The sequence below is a fragment of the Microbacterium sp. oral taxon 186 str. F0373 genome (genome assembly GCF_000411455.1).
In the GTDB taxonomy this organism is placed as follows: domain Bacteria; phylum Actinomycetota; class Actinomycetes; order Actinomycetales; family Microbacteriaceae; genus Microbacterium.
Window position 1 is genome coordinate 160,020 of record NZ_KE150457.1, and the last position, 18,890, is coordinate 178,909.

The 18,890-nt window shown below is 69.5% G+C and carries 19 protein-coding genes; 2 read left to right on the plus strand and 17 right to left on the minus strand.

Translation table 11 applies throughout. The features are described 5' to 3' along the window. Positions 1-3: 3 nt before the first annotated feature. The 10 genes from HMPREF1529_RS00745 to prmC are packed head-to-tail and all read right to left on the minus strand — an operon-like array spanning position 4 to position 8,499. Positions 4-918, minus strand: coding sequence for a F0F1 ATP synthase subunit gamma (locus tag HMPREF1529_RS00745; RefSeq protein WP_005048639.1), 915 nt, complete (start codon positions 916-918; stop codon positions 4-6). 29 nt (positions 919-947) lie between these two features. Next, the gene (gene atpA, locus HMPREF1529_RS00750) at positions 948-2,588 is read right to left on the minus strand and encodes a F0F1 ATP synthase subunit alpha (protein WP_005048638.1); all 1,641 of its coding nucleotides are present in this window, start codon (positions 2,586-2,588) and stop codon (positions 948-950) included. A gap of 15 nt (positions 2,589-2,603) precedes the next feature. Then, a complete protein-coding gene (locus HMPREF1529_RS00755; protein ID WP_005048637.1) occupies positions 2,604-3,392 on the minus strand; it encodes a F0F1 ATP synthase subunit delta in 789 nt (262 codons plus the stop codon). Beyond that, on the minus strand, positions 3,392-3,928 hold the full coding sequence (locus tag HMPREF1529_RS00760; protein ID WP_005048635.1) for a F0F1 ATP synthase subunit B: 537 nt from the start codon (positions 3,926-3,928) through the stop codon (positions 3,392-3,394). Before HMPREF1529_RS00760 ends, HMPREF1529_RS00755 begins: the two co-directional genes overlap by 1 nt. 31 nt (positions 3,929-3,959) lie before the next feature. Then, positions 3,960-4,193: an ATP synthase F0 subunit C gene (gene atpE / locus HMPREF1529_RS00765; protein WP_005048632.1), complete on the minus strand. Its 234-nt coding sequence runs from the start codon at positions 4,191-4,193 to the stop codon at positions 3,960-3,962. Between the two features lie 49 nt (positions 4,194-4,242). Continuing rightward, entirely contained in the window at positions 4,243-5,112 is an 870-nt protein-coding gene (gene atpB, locus HMPREF1529_RS00770) for a F0F1 ATP synthase subunit A (RefSeq protein ID WP_005048630.1), read from the minus strand. Positions 5,113-5,157: 45 nt separating this feature from the next. Then, complete coding sequence (locus HMPREF1529_RS00775; RefSeq protein WP_005048627.1) at positions 5,158-5,694, minus strand: hypothetical protein; 537 nt, start codon at positions 5,692-5,694, stop codon at positions 5,158-5,160. Beyond that, positions 5,691-6,872, minus strand: coding sequence for an MraY family glycosyltransferase (locus HMPREF1529_RS00780; RefSeq protein WP_016463312.1), 1,182 nt, complete (start codon positions 6,870-6,872; stop codon positions 5,691-5,693). The genes HMPREF1529_RS00775 and HMPREF1529_RS00780 overlap by 4 nt, the downstream gene beginning before the upstream one ends. Continuing rightward, complete coding sequence (locus HMPREF1529_RS00785) at positions 6,869-7,564, minus strand: L-threonylcarbamoyladenylate synthase (protein WP_016463313.1); 696 nt, start codon at positions 7,562-7,564, stop codon at positions 6,869-6,871. The genes HMPREF1529_RS00780 and HMPREF1529_RS00785 overlap by 4 nt, the downstream gene beginning before the upstream one ends. A gap of 53 nt (positions 7,565-7,617) precedes the next feature. Beyond that, positions 7,618-8,499, minus strand: coding sequence for a peptide chain release factor N(5)-glutamine methyltransferase (prmC, locus tag HMPREF1529_RS00790; protein ID WP_016463314.1), 882 nt, complete (start codon positions 8,497-8,499; stop codon positions 7,618-7,620). Between the two features lie 177 nt (positions 8,500-8,676). On the opposite strand from prmC, the gene cysK reads away from it, so the two are divergent. Both cysK and epsC read left to right on the plus strand, forming a co-directional pair. Then, a complete protein-coding gene (cysK, locus tag HMPREF1529_RS00795) occupies positions 8,677-9,615 on the plus strand; it encodes a cysteine synthase A (protein WP_005048617.1) in 939 nt (312 codons plus the stop codon). An 8-nt stretch (positions 9,616-9,623) separates the two neighbouring features. Beyond that, positions 9,624-10,229 carry a serine O-acetyltransferase EpsC gene (gene epsC / locus HMPREF1529_RS00800; RefSeq protein ID WP_016463315.1) on the plus strand — a complete coding sequence of 202 codons (606 nt, stop codon included), beginning with the start codon at positions 9,624-9,626 and terminating at the stop codon, positions 10,227-10,229. 18 nt (positions 10,230-10,247) lie between these two features. On the opposite strand, the gene HMPREF1529_RS00805 is transcribed toward epsC, so the two are convergent. From HMPREF1529_RS00805 to lysA, 7 genes are all read right to left on the minus strand, one after another. After that, positions 10,248-10,652, minus strand: coding sequence for a phage holin family protein (locus HMPREF1529_RS00805; RefSeq protein ID WP_016463316.1), 405 nt, complete (start codon positions 10,650-10,652; stop codon positions 10,248-10,250). 31 nt (positions 10,653-10,683) lie between these two features. Next, positions 10,684-11,760 carry a peptide chain release factor 1 gene (prfA, locus tag HMPREF1529_RS00810; protein ID WP_016463317.1) on the minus strand — a complete coding sequence of 359 codons (1,077 nt, stop codon included), beginning with the start codon at positions 11,758-11,760 and terminating at the stop codon, positions 10,684-10,686. An 11-nt stretch (positions 11,761-11,771) separates the two neighbouring features. After that, positions 11,772-13,838, minus strand: coding sequence for a transcription termination factor Rho (gene rho, locus HMPREF1529_RS00815; protein ID WP_016463318.1), 2,067 nt, complete (start codon positions 13,836-13,838; stop codon positions 11,772-11,774). Between the two features lie 165 nt (positions 13,839-14,003). After that, positions 14,004-14,948, minus strand: a complete 945-nt coding sequence (thrB, locus tag HMPREF1529_RS00820; protein ID WP_016463319.1) for a homoserine kinase — start codon at positions 14,946-14,948, stop codon at positions 14,004-14,006. Further along, positions 14,945-16,015, minus strand: coding sequence for a threonine synthase (gene thrC / locus HMPREF1529_RS00825; protein WP_016463320.1), 1,071 nt, complete (start codon positions 16,013-16,015; stop codon positions 14,945-14,947). Before thrC ends, thrB begins: the two co-directional genes overlap by 4 nt. Before the next feature lie 35 nt (positions 16,016-16,050). Continuing rightward, positions 16,051-17,403, minus strand: a complete 1,353-nt coding sequence (locus HMPREF1529_RS00830) for a homoserine dehydrogenase (protein ID WP_005048597.1) — start codon at positions 17,401-17,403, stop codon at positions 16,051-16,053. Continuing rightward, the gene (gene lysA / locus HMPREF1529_RS00835; protein WP_016463321.1) at positions 17,400-18,848 is read right to left on the minus strand and encodes a diaminopimelate decarboxylase; all 1,449 of its coding nucleotides are present in this window, start codon (positions 18,846-18,848) and stop codon (positions 17,400-17,402) included. The genes HMPREF1529_RS00830 and lysA overlap by 4 nt, the downstream gene beginning before the upstream one ends. Between the last annotated feature and the right edge of the window lie 42 nt (positions 18,849-18,890).

Here is an 18,890-nt window from a genome sequence, read left to right on the forward strand (position 1 = left end):
TCGTTACTTGCCGGACGCCAGGGCGTCGGCGCCGCCGACGATCTCGGCGATCTGCTGAGTGATCTCCGCCTGGCGCGCGTTGTTGCGCAGGCGGGTGTAGTCGGTGATGAGCTTGTCAGCGTTGTCGCTCGCGCTCTTCATCGCCTTCTGGGTCGCGGCATGCTTGGCGGCGGAGGACTGCAGGAGCGCGTTGAACACACGGCTCTGCACGTACACCGGAAGCAGCGCGTCGAGGACGACCTCGGGGCTGGGCTCGAACTCGTACAGCGGGTAGACCTGGCTGCTCGCGCCGGCTGACTCCACGACCTCGTCCGCCTCGACGACCTCCAGCGGCAGCAGACGCACGGTCTGCGGCTCCTGGGTCATCATGCTGACGAAGCGGTTGAAGACGAGGTGGATCTCATCGACGCCGCCCTGTTCCTCGCCGCCGCGGTCGTACGCGTCCAGAAGTGCGCCCGCGATCTGCTCCGCCGTGTTGAAGTGCGGAGTGTCGGTGTCGCCGACCCACTCCCCCGCCGACGCCATGCGGCGGAACTGGAAGTAGCCCACCGCCTTTCGCCCGACGAGGAAGTACTCGACCTCCTTGCCCTGCGAACGCAGCAGCTCGCCGAGCTGCAGGCCCTCGCGCAGGATCTGCGAGTTGAACGCGCCGGCCAGGCCCCGGTCCGAGGCGAAGATGACGACCGCGGATCTGCGGATCGTCTCACGCTCGGTCGTCAGCGGGTGCTGAACGTTCGAGTGCGTCGCCACGGCGGAGACGGCACGCGTCACGGCCCGCGCGAAGGGCGAGGACGCGCGCACGCGCGCCATCGCCTTCTGGATACGCGAAGCCGCGATGAGTTCCATCGCCTTCGTGATCTTCTTGGTCGTCTGAGCAGAAGAGATCTTCTGCTTGTAGACCCTGAGTTGTGCTCCCATGGATTCTCTGTCTCAGATTGCGCCCGGCGTCAGCCGCGGCGACCCTTGACGATCTGCTCCTGGTTCACGTCCTCCTCGTGCGCGGCGGCGACCTCTTCGTGGCCCGGCTTGTTGATCGCCTGGCCCTTGCCGCCCTGGAACTCGAGGATGAACTCGTCGGTCACCTTCTCGAGCTCGGCGGCCGTCGCGTCGTCCAGCACGTTCGTGTCGCGCAGCGTGTCGAGGATCGTCGTGTTGCGCTTGAGGTAGTCCAGCAGGTCACGCTCGAAACGGAGCACGTCCTCGACGGCGATCGAGTCGAGCTTGCCGTTGGTGCCGGCCCAGATCGACACGACCTGCTCTTCGACCGGGTACGGGTCGTACTGCGGCTGCTTGAGCAGCTCGGTCAGACGCGCACCGCGCTCGAGCTGACGGCGCGAGGCGGCGTCGAGGTCGGAGGCGAACATCGCGAACGCCTCGAGCGAGCGGTACTGGGCGAGCTCGAGCTTGAGCGTTCCCGACACCTTCTTGATCGACTTGACCTGAGCGTCACCGCCGACGCGCGAGACCGAGATGCCCACGTCGACCGCGGGACGCTGGTTGGCGTTGAACAGGTCGGACTGCAGGAAGATCTGGCCGTCGGTGATGGAGATCACGTTGGTCGGGATGTAGGCCGACACGTCGTTGGCCTTCGTCTCGATGATCGGCAGGCCCGTCATCGAGCCGGCGCCGAGCTCGTCACTCAGCTTGGCGCAACGCTCCAGCAGACGCGAGTGCAGGTAGAAGACGTCGCCGGGGTAGGCCTCACGGCCCGGCGGACGGCGCAGCAGCAGCGACACGGCGCGGTAGGCCTCGGCCTGCTTCGACAGGTCGTCGAAGATGATCAGGACGTGCTTGCCGCCGTACATCCAGTGCTGGCCGATGGCCGAGCCGGTGTACGGGGCGAGGTACTTGAAGCCGGCCGGGTCGGATGCCGGGGCAGCGACGATCGTCGTGTACTCCATCGCGCCGGCATCCTCGAGCGCACCCTTCACGGACGCGATCGTGGAGCCCTTCTGACCGATCGCGACGTAGATGCAGCGCACCTGCTTGTTGACGTCGCCGGACTCCCAGTTGGCCTTCTGGTTGATGATGGTGTCGATCGCGATCGCGGTCTTGCCGGTCTGGCGGTCGCCGATGATGAGCTGGCGCTGGCCGCGACCGACGGGGATCATGGCGTCGATCGCCTTGATGCCGGTCTGCATGGGCTCGTGAACGCTCTTGCGCTGCATGACACCGGGGGCCTGCAGCTCGAGGGCACGACGTCCCTCGGTCGCGATCTCGCCGAGGCCGTCGATCGGGTTGCCGAGCGGGTCGACCACACGACCGAGGAATCCGTCGCCGACGGCGACCGAGAGCACCTCGCCGCTGCGGGTGACCTTCTGGCCCGCCTCGATACCGGAGAACTCTCCGAGCACGACGACACCGATCTCGTTCTCGTCGAGGTTCAGCGCCAGACCCTCGACGCCGTTGTCGAACCGGACGAGCTCGTTCGCCATGACGCCGGGAAGACCCTCGACGTGCGCGATGCCGTCGGCGGCGTCGACGACCGTGCCCACCTCGGTGGCGGCGGCACCGGTGGGCTCGTAGGCGGCGACGAAGTCTTTCAGCGCGTCACGGATGACGTCGGGGCTGATGGTCAGATCTGCCATGGTGTTCCTTCTGTTCTAGCCAGCGAGGCGCTGGCGCAAGTCGTTGATTCGAGAGGAGACGGTCCCGTCGATGACGTCGTCACCGATCTCCACGCGCATGCCGCCGAGCACCTGCGGGTCGACGATGACATTGACCGTCACATCGACGCCGTAGCGGGTGCTGAGCGCGCTCGCGAGGCGCTCCTGCTGCGTGGCATCCAGGGCGTTTGCGACGCGGACCGTGGCGACCTTCTTGCCGCGCTGGTCTGCGACCAGATGCAGCGCGCGGTTCAGGAGGAAGCGCACCCGACGCTCACGGGGCTGCTGCACGAGCTGCGACGCGACGAGTGCCGTCGCCTCTCCCGCCCGGCCGCCCAGCAGCTTCTCGATGAGAGCGCCCTTGGCCGCAGCGTCGCCGAGCCGACTGCCGAGCGCGAGCTCGAGTTCCGGGTTGGCGGCGACGACGCCGACGAGCTGGAACAGCTCGCCTTCGACATCGGTCGACGGGGCACCGATCGCGGCCGCGCGAATCGCGAGCTCCTCGATGCCCGAGACGAGATCCTCCGTGGAGGACCAGCGCTGCGAGACCGCGGAGCTCAGCAGTCGGACCGAGACGGGGCTGTACGCGGCGAAGACGACGGTGGCGACCTGAGCGCGCGCCTCTGCGGGCGCGCCCCATGCGGAGAGCGCGCCGCTCAGCTGCGCCGAGTCGGCGATCTCGCGCGCGGCTGCGAACAGCTCGCGAGCGACCGTGAGGTCACCCACGTTCGCCGTCGTCAGCTCCGCCGTGGTCGTCGCCAGTGCCTGAGTGGTCGCGCTGCCCATTACTTCGCCTTCTCGAGGTCGGCGAGGAAGCGGTCCACGACGCCCTTCGCCTTGGCGTCGTCGGTGAGCGACTCGCCGATGACGCCGCCGGCAAGGTCGAGCGCCAGCGTGCCGACCTCGCTGCGCAGCGAGACGAGTGCCGACTGACGCTCCGCCTCGATCTGCGTGTGCGCGGTGGCGGTGAGGCGGGCAGCCTCGGCGGATGCCGTGTCCTTGGCCTCGGCGACGATCTTCTTGCCGTCCTCACGGGCGGCATCGCGGATCTCTCCGGCCTCCTTGCGAGCCTCGGCGAGCTGCGCCGTGTACTCCTCGAGGGCGGCCTCGGCCTTTCGCTGGGCCTCGTCGGCCTTGGCGATGTTGCCTTCGATGGCGGCGGCGCGCTGGTCCAGCAGCACCTTCATCTTGGGGAGGGCGACCTTCCACACAACGATGAGGATGACGATGAAGCAGACACCCGACCAGATGATGTCGTACCAGGCCGGGATGAGCGGGTTGTGGCCCGTCTCCTCCGCGGCGTACGCGACAAGATTGTGCATCCTGTCTCCTTAAAAGAACTGGTGCGGGCGATCAGACGAAGATGAAGCCGGCGGCGATGCCGATGAAGGCGAGCGCCTCGGTGAAGGCGATACCGATCCACATGAGGACCTGCAGGCGACCGGCCAGCTCAGGCTGACGGGCGACGCCCTCGATCGTCTTGCCGACGACGATACCCACGCCGATGGCGGGGCCGATGGCGGCGAGGCCGTAGCCCATCGTCGCGACGTTGCCCTTGAGCTCGGCGAGAACCGTAATTGCGTCCACGGGGTGTTTCCTTTCGGGGTTGGGTGGGAGAGGCGGAAGCCGCTCCCGCTCAGTGCTCTTCTGCGACCGCGAGCTGGATGTAGACCGCGGTGAGGATGGTGAAGACGTAGGCCTGGAGGAAGGCCACCAGGATCTCGAACAGCGTGAAGGCGAGGCCGAAGGCGAGTGAACCCGCCGCCAGAGCCGACCACCAGCCGCCGAGGGTGATGAGGAAGAACTGCGTCGCCGAGAAGAACAGGACGAGCATCAGGTGGCCGACGATCATGTTCATCAGCAGTCGCAGCGTCAGCGTGACGGGGCGGATGATGAACGTCGAGAGGAACTCGAGCGGCGTGACGATGATGTAGAGGAACGGCGGCACGCCCGAGGGGAACAGGGCGTTCTTGAAGAAGTTCTTGGGGCTCTTCTTGATACCGGCGTAGATGAACGTGACGTAGCTGATGACCGCGAGCATCAGCGGGACGGCGATGATGCTCGTTCCCGCCAGGTTCATGAACGGGATGATGCCTGTGATGTTGAAGAACAGGATCATGAAGAACAGGGTCGTCAGGATCGGCAGGAAGCGCTGCCCGTCCTTCTTGCCCAGGAGGTCTTCGGCGATGTTGACCCGCACGAAGTCCAGGCCCATCTCGGCGATGCTCTGGAACCGGCCGGGAACCACGCGCATGCGGCGGGTGCCGAGCCACAGGAACAGCACGAGACCGATCGTCGCGATGAACTGGATGAGGTGGATCCGCGTGACGGGGACACCCAGGACGCTGAAAAGGACGTCCGGGAAGAACTCATCGATGGACGGGCCGTGGAAGCCGCCGTCTTCGGCGGTCTTGGCGATCAGTGTCGCAGCTTGGGTAAACAGCGCTGGCTCCAGCTTCGGGGCACCGGAGTGATCCGGTGCGACGATGGTCGGTGTGAGCGTCACTGCGCACGCGTTTCGCGGAGCGCGAACGGGCGCAGAGACAGCCTATCAGCCCCGAGGGGCGTTATCGTCCGCGGGTGGCGGCCCGCTCGCGGCATCCCCCTCCTCCGGGGGTGTCGGGCGACGCGCCTCGTCGGCGACGTCAGCGAGGGTGGGAAGCGTCACATCGCTGACGGCGGGGATGCGCATCCGGGTCATCACGACGGCGTCGATGATGAGCGAGGCGACCACGCTCGCCACGAGCGCCACGAAGAAGACGCCGGGTTGGAGCCACGGCTGTCCGCGCAGCAGGAAGAGCACGACGAGGAACACGACGAACTTCAGCAGCCAGCCGCCCATGACGGCGCCGAAGAAGATCGGTACGTAGAGGGGGTCGCCGAACCAGCGGTTCGCGATGAGGATGGTCCCGGCGGTGAAGCCGAGGAACACGGCGGCCAGCACGATCGCGACGATCGCGCTCCACAGTCCGGAGGGCCCGGCGACGGCGAAGCCGACGATCGCGCCGGCGACGGCGAGCGCGGCCGTGGCCGCCGCCGACCACAGCAGCGTGGTGCGCAGGACGGGGGTGCTGGAGAGGGAGGTCATGGGTTCCTCGGGGTCGGATCGGACAGCGTGGGGGCGTCGGACGGCGACGCGGGGGGCCGCCGCGACGGCTGGAGGGTGACGACGAGGCAGGCTGCGACGCCGATGAGTACGAACACGACGCCGACCGTGTAGTCGCCCGGCCACGCCTGGGTCGTGCCGATGTACATGAGCAGCACGCCCACCGAGACGACCGCGGTCCACGCGTAGAAGATGAGCACGGCATCACGGTCGCTGTGCCCCATATCGAGCATGCGATGGTGCAGGTGCTTGCGATCGGGCGAGAACGGCGACTTGCCGCGCGCCATCCGACGCACGATCGCCATGCCGAAATCGAGCAGCGGCAGCAGCACGACGACCACGGGCAGCAGGATCGGGATGAACGCGCCCAGAAGCTGTGAGCGCCCGAACACGTCGTTGTCGCCCAGCAGCGCAGGGGGCAGGTTGCCCGTGAACACGATCGCGGAGGATGCCATGAGCAGACCGAGCAGCAGCGCGCCGGAGTCGCCCATGAACAGCTTCGACGGGTTCCAGTTGAGGGGAAGGAATCCGATGCACACTCCGATGAGGGCCACGGCGATGAACGAGGCCAGGCTCGAGTAGCTGGAGGCGCCCGTGTCGCGGGCGACGAGATACGAGTAGACGAAGAACACGGCGTTGGAGATGAGAGCGACACCGGCGACGAGGCCGTCGAGGCCGTCGATGAAGTTGACCGCGTTCATCACGATGACGATGGCCACGACCGACATCGCGAAGCTGGCGAAGCTCGACACGACGAACTGCTGGCCGAAGGGGATGAAGAAGATCTGGATGCCGCCGAAGCCCACGACGATGCCGGCGGCGAGGAACTGCGCCCCGAGCTTGATCATCCAGTCCAGGTCGAAGAGGTCGTCGGCGACACCCACCACGACGATCAGCGCGGAAGCGCCCAGCAGGGACCAGATCACGGCGGGATCGGCCCAGAAGATGGAGAAGTACGGGATCTGCGACGACAGAGCGAAGGCGACGAGCACGCCGAGGAACATCGCGACCCCGCCCACGCGCGGCTTGGGCGTCGTGTGCACGTCGCGTGCGCGGATCTCCGGATAGAGCTTGAAGCGCATGCCGATCCGCCACACCACCCACGTGAAGGCGAGCGTCGCCACGCCCGTCAGCACGACGGTGAGCAGATAGAACCTCATGACGCGGGGGCGTCGTCGAGCGATTCGGGATCGGGTTCGAGCATCTCGCCGAGCACCTCGCGCAGACGCGCGCGGGACACGGCGCCCTCGCGAAGGACACGGACGGGCCGACCGCCCGCGCCGACGAGGCCGGTGGCATCGACGATCGTCGAGGCGACGCCGTGCGTCGAGGGCCCGCCGTCGAGGTAGACCGCGACACTGTCGCGCAGCATGCTGTAGGCGCTGTGCGCGTCGACGGCCGCAGCCTTACCCGTCAGGTTGGCGCTGGAGACCGCCAGCGGCCCGCAGTCCTCCAGCAGCTCGAGCGCGATGCGATCGGCGGGCATGCGGACGGCCACGGTCCCGTAGGTGTCACCCAGATCCCATGACAGCGAGGGCTGCGATGGCAGGACGATCGTCAGCCCCCCGGGCCAGAACTCCTCGACGAGCCGTTCCACGGGGGCCGGCACCTCGGCCACGAGCGCGCGCATGGTCGACAGACCGGCGACGAGCACGGGGGGCGGCGACTGCCTCCCGCGACCCTTGGCGGCGAGGAGGGCCGCGACGGCGCTGGCGCTGAAGGCATCGGCGGCGATGCCGTAGACCGTGTCCGTCGGCATCACGATGAGCTCGCCGCGGCCGATGGCCTGCCGCGCCTTGCGCAGCCCGGGAAGCAGCTGCTCGGCGTCGCGTGCGTCGAAGAACTCAGACATATCCCCACCAGTCTACGTTTCGAGCGGCTCGGATCGCTCAACGACCGCAGCGGTCAGGGACGTACGGCCGTCGTCGCCCGGTCGCGCAGGGTGAGGTCCGGATGCGTGGCGCACGCCCGCCACCCGGCCGCGTCCAGGAGCGCACGGATGGGCGCGCCCTGCCACTCTCCGTGCTCGATCACGAGTGTTCCGCCCGAACGCAGCAGGCGCAGCCCGACGTCCGAGAGGACGCGGACGACGTCCAAGCCGTCCTCTCCCCCGTAGAGAGCGCTCGGGGGATCCCAGAGCCGCACCTCCGGGTCGCGCGGGATCGCGGCATCCGGCACGTAGGGCGGGTTGGACACGAGAACCGCGACCGTCCCGTCGAGCTCGGGGAAGGCGTCGGCGAGGTCGATGAACGCGAGACGCACCTGCGGGGCGTGGGTCGCGACGTTCTCCTTCGCCCAGATGTAGGCGTCGACGGCATTCTCTGCAGCGTGTACGCGCGCCTGCGGGACCTCGGTCGCCATCGCCAGGGCGAGCGCCCCCGATCCCGTCCCGAGGTCGACCGCGATCGGCTCGGCATCCGGCATGGCGCGCAGCGCGTCGATCGCGAGTTGGGCGACCATCTCGGTCTCGGGACGCGGGACGAACACGCCGGGCCCGACGCGAAGTTCGAGGTGACGGAACGGTGCGACGCCGGTGAGGTGCTGGAGGGGCTCACGCGTCGCCCGGCGCCGGATGAGCTCGTCGAACGTGGCCGTGTCCTCCGGTGCACGGTCCCCGCGCAGGGCCGCGGCGAGCAGCTCTCCGCGCGTCAGCGAAAGAGCATGGGCGGCGAGGAGCTCGGCATCGACGTCGGGCGTGGGGACACCGGCGGCGGCGAGGGTCGCCGTTGCGCCGCGCAGCAGCGCGGACAGATCGGCGGGCGAGCCGGGAGCATGCGGAGAGGTCATCAGCTTTCCCACCCTAGCCGCGCTCGAATGGCGACGCCGCCGCTCCCCGTGCCGAGCGTGAAGATTCGTCACATTCAGCCCGGGATGAGAGGGGACGCTTAGGCTGGTGCGACACGCTGACGACTGCGCGCACGAACGCGCGATCCGGCGCCACCCGCCCCGCACGAAAGGCAAGCCATGTCCGGCATCCACTCCGACATCACGAGCGCATTCGGCAACACCCCGCTGGTGCGTCTGAACCGCATCAGCGAGGGCCTGCCCGGCACGGTGCTCGCCAAGCTCGAGTTCTACAACCCCGCATCCTCCGTGAAGGACCGTCTGGGCATCGCCATCGTCGACGCGGCCGAGGCGTCGGGTGCCCTGCAGCCCGGCGGGACGATCGTCGAGGGCACGAGCGGCAACACCGGCATCGCCCTGGCGATGGTCGGCGCCGCGCGCGGCTACAAGGTGATCCTCACCATGCCCGCCTCCATGTCGGTCGAGCGCCGCATGCTTCTGAAGGCATACGGGGCCGAGCTGGTCCTCACCGAGCCGTCGCTGGGCATGAAGGGCGCGGTCGCGAAGGCCGAGGAGATCGCCGCCGCCACGCCCGGCGCCGTCCTCGCCAAGCAGTTCGCCAACGAGGCCAACCCCGCCATCCACCGCAAGACCACGGCCGAGGAGATCCTCCGCGACACCGACGGCGAGATCGGCTACTTCGTCGCGGGCATCGGCACCGGCGGCACGATCACCGGTGTCGGACAGGTCCTCAAGGAGCGGGTGCCGGATGCCAAGGTCATCGCCGTGGAGCCGGCCGACTCGCCGCTGCTGACGAAGGGCACCCCCGGACCGCACAAGATCCAGGGCATCGGTCCGAACTTCATCCCGGAGATCCTCGACCAGGGTGTCATCGACGAGGTCGTCGACGTCGAGTTCGACGACGCGATCCGCGTCGCCCGCGAGGTCGCGACCACCGAGGGCATCCTCGTCGGCATCTCGTCGGGCGCGGCGATCTGGGCTGCGCTGCAGGTCGCGGCGCGTCCCGAGGCCGCCGGCAAGAACGTCGTCGTGATCATCCCGTCGTTCGGCGAGCGGTACCTCTCGACCGCGCTGTACGAGCACCTGCGCGAGGACTGATCCCGCACGTGACCCGCACCATCGGTTCCTCCGCCGCGCCGCGACTCGGGGCGTTCGCCCGTGTCCGCGAAGACATCGCGGCCGCGAAGCTGCGCGATCCCGCGGCCCGCGGCGCGGCGGAGATCGCCGTCCTCTACTCCGGCCTGCACGCGATCTGGTCGTACCGCCTGTCGCACGCCCTGTGGCGGCGCGGCTGGCGCTTCCCGGCCCGCGCCCTGTCTCAGCTGACGCGGTGGCTGACGGGCGTCGAGATCCACCCGGGCGCGACGATCGGACGGCGCTTCTTCATCGACCACGGCATGGGCGTCGTGATCGGAGAGACCGCCGAGATCGGCGACGATGTGATGCTCTACCACGGCGTCACGCTAGGCGGACGCACACGCGACGCCGGCAAGCGGCATCCCACTCTCGGCGACGGCGTCGCCGTCGGTGCCGGTGCGAAGATCCTCGGCCCGATCGCGATCGGTGCCGGATCGGTGGTCGGCGCGAACGCGGTCGTCACTCGCGACGCTCCCGCGGATTCGGTGCTCGTCGGCGTCCCCGCCACGGCACGCGCCCGCCGGGCGGGAGAAGAGAGCCGCGCGCTGCTGACGACGCCCGAGTACTTCATCTGAGGCACCGGGCGCGGCGGCTCAGCCCTCGCGTCGGGCCTCCACCTTCTTCTTCAGCAGCACGGCCGGCAGCAGGAACGCCGCGATCGCGGTGACGACCCAGACGATCATCGGCGCGACGATCCAGGTCCACCACGGCAGGCCGATGGTGAGTCCGGCGCCGGGGATGAGCGCCGTGACCACCAGCGCGACGAAGGTCGAGACGATTCCGATGCCGCCGAGGAACGCGGGCGCGTTGCGCTGCGCCACCCGGGCCAGCCACGGGGCGAGGACGCTCTGCAGCACGGCGAAGATGACGATCGCGAGAAGGAACCCCACCGGGCTCCGCCAGTCGATGGTGAAGCCGGGGAGCACGATGTCGGCGACGATGAGGCCGACCGCGGCGGATGCGAGGAAGACGACGGCGCGCAACAGGAGCGTGATCATGACGCGAGCGTAGCGCCCTTCTCGTCCGCGATCAGTCGGCGCCCAGCGCCGCGAGCCGCGCCTCTTCGTCGGCGGCGATCGCCGAGTCGATGAGCGGGCCGAGCGCGCCGTCCATCACCTGGTCGAGGTTGTAGGCCTTGTAGCCCGTGCGGTGGTCCGCGATGCGGTTCTCCGGGAAATTGTATGTGCGGATGCGCTCCGAACGGTCCATCCCCCGGATCTGCGAGCGACGGGCGTCGGATGCCGCGGCATCCCGTTCCTCCTGCTGCTTGGCGAGCAGCCGCGCACGCAGCACGCGCATGCCCGCCTCGCGGTTCTGCAGCTGACTCTTCTCGTTCTGCATCGACACCACGATGCCGGTCGGAACGTGCGTGATGCGCACCGCAGAGTCGGTCGTGTTGACCGACTGACCGCCCGGCCCCGAGGAGCGGAACACGTCGATCTTCAGGTCGTTGGCGTCGATCTGCACCTCTTCGGGCTCATCGACTTCCGGGAAGACCAGCACCCCGGTCGTCGAGGTGTGGATGCGTCCCTGCGACTCGGTCGCGGGCACCCGCTGCACGCGGTGCACGCCGCCCTCGTACTTGAGGTGAGCCCACACGCCCTGCGCCGGATCAGTCGAGCTGCCTTTGATGGCGACCTGGACGTCCTTGTAGCCGCCGAGGTCGGACTCGTTGCGCTCCAGCAGCTCGGTCTTCCAGCCCATGGATGCCGCGTACTGCAGATACATCCGCAGCAGGTCTGCCGCGAACAGCGCCGACTCGGCGCCACCCTCCCCCGCTTTGACCTCGAGGATCACGTCGCGCGCATCGTCGGGGTCGCGCGGGATGAGCAGGCGCCGCAGCTTCTCCTGCGCCGCGGCGACCCGCTCTTCGAGCGTCGGGACCTCCTCGGCGAAGGCGGCGTCCTCGCGGGCGAGTTCACGCGCCGCCGCGAGATCGTCGTCCGCCGCCCGCCATGCGTCATGGGCCGCGACGATCCTGGACAGCTCGGCGTAACGCCGGTTGACGCGCTTGGCGCGCGCGGCATCGGCGTGCACCGCGGGGTCGGAGAGTTCCTCCTGCACCGCGCGGTGCTCGTCGATCAGCGCCTGGACGGACTCGAACACGGCGAGAGCGCTCAGCGGATGCTGTTGTCGTGCCCGTTGCTGTGGCCCGCGCCGGCTGCGGGCGCGGACTTCATCTGCACGTTCTGCATCTGGTAGAGGAACTCGACGTTGGAGCTCGTCTCCTTGAGCTTGCCGAGCACGACCTCCAGGGCCTGCTGCGGGTCGAGGCCCGCAAGGGCGCGACGCAGCTTCCAGGTGATCTTGACCTCGTCGGGGTTCAGCAACATCTCTTCGCGGCGGGTGGACGACGCGTTGACGTCGACGGCGGGGAAGATCCGCTTGTCGGCGAGCTGGCGCGACAGACGCAGTTCGCTGTTGCCCGTGCCCTTGAACTCTTCGAAGATGACCTCGTCCATCTTGGAACCGGTCTCCACGAGTGCGGTGGCGAAGATCGTGAGCGATCCGCCGTTCTCGATGTTGCGGGCTGCCCCGAAGAAGCGCTTGGGCGGGTAGAGAGCCGAGGCGTCGACGCCACCGCTGAGCACACGACCGCTCGTGGGCGCAGAGATGTTGTACGCGCGGCCCAGGCGGGTGATCGAGTCGAGCAGCACCACGACGTCACGGCCGAGCTCGACGAGACGCTTCGCACGCTCGATGGCGAGCTCGGCGACCGTGGTGTGGTCTTCGGCGGGCCGGTCGAAGGTCGAGGCGATGACCTCGCCCTTCACGGTCCGCTGCATGTCGGTGACCTCTTCGGGGCGCTCGTCGACGAGCACGACCATGAGGTGGACCTCGGGGTTGTTCGTCGCGATCGCGTTCGCGATCTGCTGCAGGACGATCGTCTTGCCGGCCTTGGGCGGCGCGACGATCAGACCGCGCTGGCCCTTTCCGATGGGCGCGACGAGGTCGATGATGCGCTGCGTGAGCTTCTCGGGCGCCGTCTCCAAGCGCAGGCGCTCCTGCGGGTAGAGCGGCGTGAGCTGGCCGAACTCGACGCGCTCGGCGGCGTCGTCGACCGACAGGCCGTTGATGGCGTCGACCTTGACCAGCGCGTTGTACTTCTGACGGCTGGACTGCTCGCCCTCGCGCGGCTGCTTGATGGCGCCGACGACGGCGTCGCCCTTGCGAAGGTTGTACTTCTTGACCTGGCCGAGCGACACGTAGACGTCGCTCGCCCCCGGCAGGTAGCCGGTGGTGCGCACGAAAGCGTAGTTGTCGAGGACGTCGAGGATGCCGGCGATCGGGATGAGGACGTCGTCCTCGCCGATCTCGGTCTCGAACTCGTCGCCGTTCTGCGCCGGGCCCCGACGCTTGTTGCGCTGTCGACCGCGGCCCTGGGCCTGCTCGTCGTCGCCGTCTGCGCTCTCTTCGGCGGCCGGAGCGGCCGGAGCGTTGTTCTGGGCGTTTTGCGCGCCCTGACCGTTCTGGGCGTTCTCGCCGCGCTGACCGCGGTTGCGGCTGCGGCTGCGGCTGCGCGAGCGGCTGCGGCTGGGGGTCTCGCCCTCGGCCGTGCCGTCGGCGGCGCCTGCCGCATCTGTCGCGGCACTGTCCGTGGTCTCGGCACCCGACGCGTCGCCGGTAGCGGCGGTGTCGTTCGCGGGGGTGGAGGCCGGGGTTTGGTCAGCCGGGGTCTCGGCTACCGGGTTCTCGTCAGCCGGGGTCTCGCCAGCCGCCGTCGGCGTCGAGGCGGCGGGTTCTGCGGCGGAAGGGACCTCGGTGACGGCGTCCGTGGCGGCATCCTCAGCGGTGGGCTCGGCGGGCGCGACATCGGCGCTCTTCGCGCGGCGCGGCGCACGCTTGCGGGGAGCCTTCGCGGGCTTCTCCTCGGCGACGACGGGCGCCGCCTCCGCCGCAGCGGGCTCAGCCTCCACGGGGGCGGGCTCGGCCTCCACGGGGGCGGGTTCGACCTCGGCGGCGGCGGGAGCCTCGGCATCCGACGGCACCTCCACGTCGGGGGCCTCGGTCTGAACGGCCTCGGCGGCAGCGGCGGCGGACTCCTCGGCGGGAGCCTCGACCTCAGCGGTCTCGGTGCTCTCGGCGACCGGGGTCGCCTCGGCGGTGTTCTCCTCGACGCCGGTGGCTTGCGCGCTCTCGACGTTCTCGGTGTTCTCGGTCTGGATCTCGGAGAGGGACTCCACGAGTTCTCCTTCGTAGGCATGTGGACGGATACCGTCCGCATCGCGCCGTCCACGACAGGCGCTACCGCTCTCGTGCGCGCATGCACGTCTAGCTCAGACGCGCGATGGTGCAACGTGAGGGTTATGCGGTGGTTCGCAGAATTGCGACGGAGGCCAGATTCACGGTCACGCCGTGGCACCCTCCGTATGGTTCCTCACTGTACCACCCTTGACGTCGACGGCGAGCATGCGCGGTTCCCACGGGGTGTCCGTGACGGATGCCGCGACCTCCGCCGCCTCCAGACGCTGCCCCGGCCCGTCGGCGAGCACGAGCACGCTGGGTCCGGCACCGGAGACGACGGCGGCGAAGCCGTGCGCGCGCAGCGCACGGACGAGCTCGTCGGTCGCCGGCATCGCCTGCGCGCGGTACGACTGGTGGAGCTTGTCCTCGGTGGCGGCCATCAGCAGCTCGGGGCTCTGCGTGAGTGCCGCGATCAGCAGCGCCGAGCGCGAGACGTTGAACACGGCATCCTCGCGGGGCACCTGCAGGGGCGCGAGGCCCCGAGCGACGGCGGTCGACATCGTGAAGTCGGGGACGAACACGAGAGGAGAAACGCCCCGATGCACGAGCAGCTTCTTGTGCTGCGGACCGTTCTCGTCCATCCACGCGATCGTCAATCCGCCGAACAGTGCGGGAGCGACATTGTCGGGGTGACCCTCGAGCTCGGTCGCCAGGCGCAGGAGCGCGTCGGGACCGATCTCGACGTCGCCGGCAAGCAGGCCCTTCGCTGCCAGCAGGCCCGCAACGACCGCGGCGCCGGACGATCCCATGCCCCGCCCGTGTGGAATCGTGTTGTGCGCCTCGAGGCGGATGCCGGGCATCTCACGGCCGACGGCCTCGAAGGCGTACGCCATCGAGCGCACGACGAGGTGTGAGGCGTCGGTCGGCACCTCGCCCGCCCCCTCCCCCGACACGACGATCTCCAGAGCGCTGTCCGCCAACGCGGTGACGGTCAACTCGTCGTACGAGCTCAGCGCGAGTCCGAGCGTGTCGAAGCCGGGACCGAGGTTGGCGCTCGTGGCGGGAACACGTACCGCGACGGAACGTCCCGCCGAAGCCATGGCCGTCATGCCAGGTCGAGGACGGAGGCGACCTCACTGGTCGTCGCATCGACGACCGTGGGCTCGACCTCGGTGCCGTCGGCCTTGCGCAGGGCCCACTGGGGATCCTTCAGGCCGTGGCCGGTGACCGTGATGACGATCGTGGCGCCCGCGGGGATGACGCCCGCCTCGGCACGGTCGAGCAGACCCGCGACGCCGATGGCCGACGCCGGCTCCACGAAGACGCCGGCCGTGCTGGCCAGCAGCTTCTGCGCCGCGAGGATGCGTGCATCGTCGATCGCGCCGAACCAGCCCTGCGTCGCATCGCGGGCTTCGAGCGCGAGCTCCCACGACGCGGGGTTGCCGATGCGGATGGCCGAGGCGATCGTCTCGGGGTTGCGGACGACCTCGCCGCGCACGAGAGGCGCCGAGCCTTCAGCCTGGAAGCCGAACATCCGCGGCACCTTGGTCGCCACGCCACGCGCCGCCTCTTCGCGGTACCCGCGCGAGTACGCCGTGTAGTTGCCGGCATTTCCGACCGGGATCAGGTGGAAGTCGGGGGCGTCGCCGAGCTGCGAGACGACCTCGTAGGCGGCCGTCTTCTGACCCTCGATGCGGTCGGGGTTGACCGAGTTGACGAGGTGGACGGGGTAGTTGTCGGCGAGCTCGCGAGCGATCTCCAGGCAGTCGTCGAAGTTGCCGCGCACCTGGATCAGCCGACCGCCGTGCACGACCGCCTGACTGAGCTTGCCCATCGCGATCTTGCCCTCCGGCACCAGCACGGCCGCGGTGATGCCCGCGTGGGCCGCGTAAGCGGCGGCGGATGCCGAGGTGTTGCCGGTCGAGGCACAGATGACGGCCTTCGCACCGTGCTCGACGGCGCGCGAGAGCGCGACGGTCATGCCGCGGTCCTTGAACGAGCCGGTCGGGTTCATGCCCTCGAACTTGATGAAGACGTTCGCGCCGGTCTGCTGCGACAGCGCGGCGGCCGGAATCAGCGGCGTGCCTCCCTCGCCGAGCGTCACGACCGTGGACGCCTCGGTGACGCCGAGCCGGTCGGCGTATTCGCGCAGGACTCCCTGCCAGACGTGTGCCATCTCCATCTCCTTCTTGCGGTGCCGCGACCGCGAGTTCAGTTGCCTTCGACGCGGAGGACCGATACGACCCGGTCGACCACGCCACTGGCGGCGAGACGGTCGACGGTGTCGCTGAGATCCTGCTCGCGGGCCGTGTGGGTGCCGATGACGAGGCGCGCAATGCCCGCGATGCCCTGTTCGGCGGGGACGAGGCTCTGCTCAGCAGCCGGTTCGATGGTCTGCTCGACCGTCGCGATCGAGACCCGACCCTCGCTGAGAATGCCCGCGACGGTGGCGAGAACGCCCGGCTGGTCGGAGACCTCGAGGGTGATCTGGTAGCGCGTCGTCACGCGGCCGATCGGCACGACCGGAAGATTGGCGCGCGTGGACTCACCGACGCCCACACCGCCGGCGATGTGGCGGCGGGCGGCCGAGACGACATCGCCGAGCACCGCCGACGCGGTCTGCACGCCGCCGGCACCCGCGCCGTAGAACATGAGGTTGCCGGCGGCTTCGGCCTGCACGAACACCGCATTGTTGGCGCCGTGCACGCTCGCCAGCGGGTGCTCGCGCGGAATCAGCGCGGGATACACCCGCACCGAGATGGCTTCGCCGGTGGGCGAGTGCGCCTCGGCATCCGTGATCCGCTCGCACACCGCGAGCAGCTTGATGACGTAGCCGGCGTGGCGAGCCGCGTCGATCGTCTGGCGGTCGATGCCGGTGATGCCCTCGCGGTGCACCGCTTCGAGGGGCACGGCCGTGTGGAACGCGAGAGACGCGAGGATGGTGGCCTTCTGCGCCGCGTCGTAGCCTTCGACATCGGCCGTAGGGTCGGCTTCGGCGTAACCGAGTCGCTGCGCGTCGGCGAGGACGTCCGCGAACTCGCTGCCCTCGGCGTCCATGCGATCGAGGATGTAGTTCGTGGTGCCGTTGACGATGCCCATGATCCGCTGTACGCGGTCACCGGCCAGCGAATCGCGCAGGGGACGGATGATCGGGATCGCACCGGCGGCTGCGGCTTCGTAGTACACGGAGGCGCCGACCTGGTCGGCGGCGTCGAAGATCTCCGGGCCGTGGGTGGCCAGCAGCGCCTTGTTGGCGGTGACGACGTCGGCACCCGACGAGAGCGCGAGCAGGATGTCGGTGCGCGCCGGCTCGATGCCGCCCATGAGCTCGATGACGATGTCGGCGCCGACGATCAGCTGCTCGGAGTCGGTGGTGAACAGCTCGCGCGGCAGGTCGGTCTCGCGCGGGGCGTCGGGGTTGCGCACCGCGATGCCGACGAGGTCGAGGGCGGCGCCGGCACGGTCGGAGAGCTCGTCCGCGTGCGTGCGCAGGAGGTCGGCCACCTGGGATCCGACGGCTCCGGCTCCGAGCAGGGCCACGCGCAGTCGACGGTAGTCGGTCATTCGTTCTCCTCAGCCGGGGACGTCACGAGGGATGCGGGGGACGCGACCCCCGCATCGCGCGCCAGCAGGTCGTCGATGCTCTCACCGCGGACGATCACGCGGGCCGCGCCGCCGCGCACCGCGACGACGGGCGGACGGGGCACGAAGTTGTAGTTGCTCGACAGCGAGAAGCAGTACGCACCGGTCGCCGGCACCGCGAGGAGGTCGCCGGGCGTGACGTCGCCGGGCAGATACTCCGCGTCGACGACGATGTCACCGGACTCGCAGTGACGCCCGACGACGCGGGCGAGGGCGGGCGCGGCATCCGAGGTTCGGGAGGCCAGGCGGGCGGAGTACTGCGCACCGTAGAGCGCCGGGCGCGCATTGTCGCTCATTCCCCCGTCGACGCTGACGTAGAGGCGCGTGAGGTCGTCGCTGGCGCGGACGGGCTTGACCGTGCCGACTTCGTAGAGGGTCACGCCGGCGCGTCCGACGATGGTGCGCCCCGGCTCGAACGCGAGACTCGGCAGGGGGATGCCGCGGAGGTCGCATTCGCGCGCGACGGCCTCGACGATGCCCTCGGCGAGATCGGCGATCGGCGTGGGCTCGTCGACGGAGGTGTAGGCGATGCCGAACCCGCCGCCGAGGTTGAGCACGGGGATGTCGCCGCCGGCGAGCAGTTCGGCGTGGAGGTCGACGACGCGCGCGGCCGACTCCTGGAACCCGCGGGTGCCGAAGATCTGCGAGCCGATATGGCAGTGCAGCCCGACGAACCGCAGGCCCGGAAGCTCGCGGATGCGCGCGACGACCGCGGGGGCGTCGGACAGGGCGAAGCCGAACTTCTGGTCTTCGTGGGCGGTGGCCAGGAAGTCGTGGGTCTCGGCGTGGACACCGCTGTTGACGCGCACCAGGACCGCCTGCGGTGCGGCATCCGGCGCGACGCGGTGCTCGACGATGGCGGCGAGTCGCTCCAGCTCGATGCGCGAATCGATCACGATCGAGCCGATGCCGATCTCCACGGCACGTTCGAGCTCGGCGACCGACTTGTTGTTGCCGTGCAGGCCGAGGCGGGAGGGGTCGGCGCCCGCGGCGAGCGCGACGGCCAGCTCGCCGCCGGTGGCGACGTCGACGGCGAGGCCTTCCTCGGTGACCCAGCGCACGACCTCGGTCGAGAGGAACGCCTTGCCGGCGTAGTAGACGCGCGCCTGCACGCCGCGGCGCGCGGCCGCGTCGGTGAACGCTTCACGCACTTCGCGGGCGCGGCTGCGCACGGCATCCTCGTCGAGCACGTACAGCGGAGTTCCGAAACGGGCACGCAGGTCGGAGACGCCGACGCCGGCGATCTGCAGCTCGCCATCGCCGTCGCGGGATGCCGAGGCCGGCCACACCAGCGGCGCGAGCGCGTTCGCATCGGCCGGTTCGGCGAGCCACGCGGGCACGAGCGGGCGGTCGGAGGCGGCGGACACGTGCGGAACCAATCGTGTGGGGTCGGGCTGCCGTCGGTGACG

Coding starts and splice junctions, on each gene's coding strand:
- HMPREF1529_RS00805 (WP_016463316.1), bottom strand. CDS start 10,652: ATGATCACGCTCCTGTTGCGCGCCGTCGTCTTCCTCGCATCCGCCGCG.
- HMPREF1529_RS00785 (WP_016463313.1), bottom strand. CDS start 7,564: ATGTCTGAGTTCTTCGACGCACGCGACGCCGAGCAGCTGCTTCCCGGG.
- cysK (WP_005048617.1), top strand. CDS start 8,677: ATGTCCGGCATCCACTCCGACATCACGAGCGCATTCGGCAACACCCCG.
- HMPREF1529_RS00775 (WP_005048627.1), bottom strand. CDS start 5,694: ATGACCTCCCTCTCCAGCACCCCCGTCCTGCGCACCACGCTGCTGTGG.
- prmC (WP_016463314.1), bottom strand. CDS start 8,499: ATGACCTCTCCGCATGCTCCCGGCTCGCCCGCCGATCTGTCCGCGCTG.
- thrC (WP_016463320.1), bottom strand. CDS start 16,015: ATGGCACACGTCTGGCAGGGAGTCCTGCGCGAATACGCCGACCGGCTC.
- HMPREF1529_RS00780 (WP_016463312.1), bottom strand. CDS start 6,872: ATGAGGTTCTATCTGCTCACCGTCGTGCTGACGGGCGTGGCGACGCTC.
- thrB (WP_016463319.1), bottom strand. CDS start 14,948: ATGACGGCCATGGCTTCGGCGGGACGTTCCGTCGCGGTACGTGTTCCC.
- HMPREF1529_RS00745 (WP_005048639.1), bottom strand. CDS start 918: ATGGGAGCACAACTCAGGGTCTACAAGCAGAAGATCTCTTCTGCTCAG.
- HMPREF1529_RS00760 (WP_005048635.1), bottom strand. CDS start 3,928: ATGCACAATCTTGTCGCGTACGCCGCGGAGGAGACGGGCCACAACCCG.
- HMPREF1529_RS00830 (WP_005048597.1), bottom strand. CDS start 17,403: ATGACCGACTACCGTCGACTGCGCGTGGCCCTGCTCGGAGCCGGAGCC.
- atpA (WP_005048638.1), bottom strand. CDS start 2,588: ATGGCAGATCTGACCATCAGCCCCGACGTCATCCGTGACGCGCTGAAA.
- HMPREF1529_RS00755 (WP_005048637.1), bottom strand. CDS start 3,392: ATGGGCAGCGCGACCACTCAGGCACTGGCGACGACCACGGCGGAGCTG.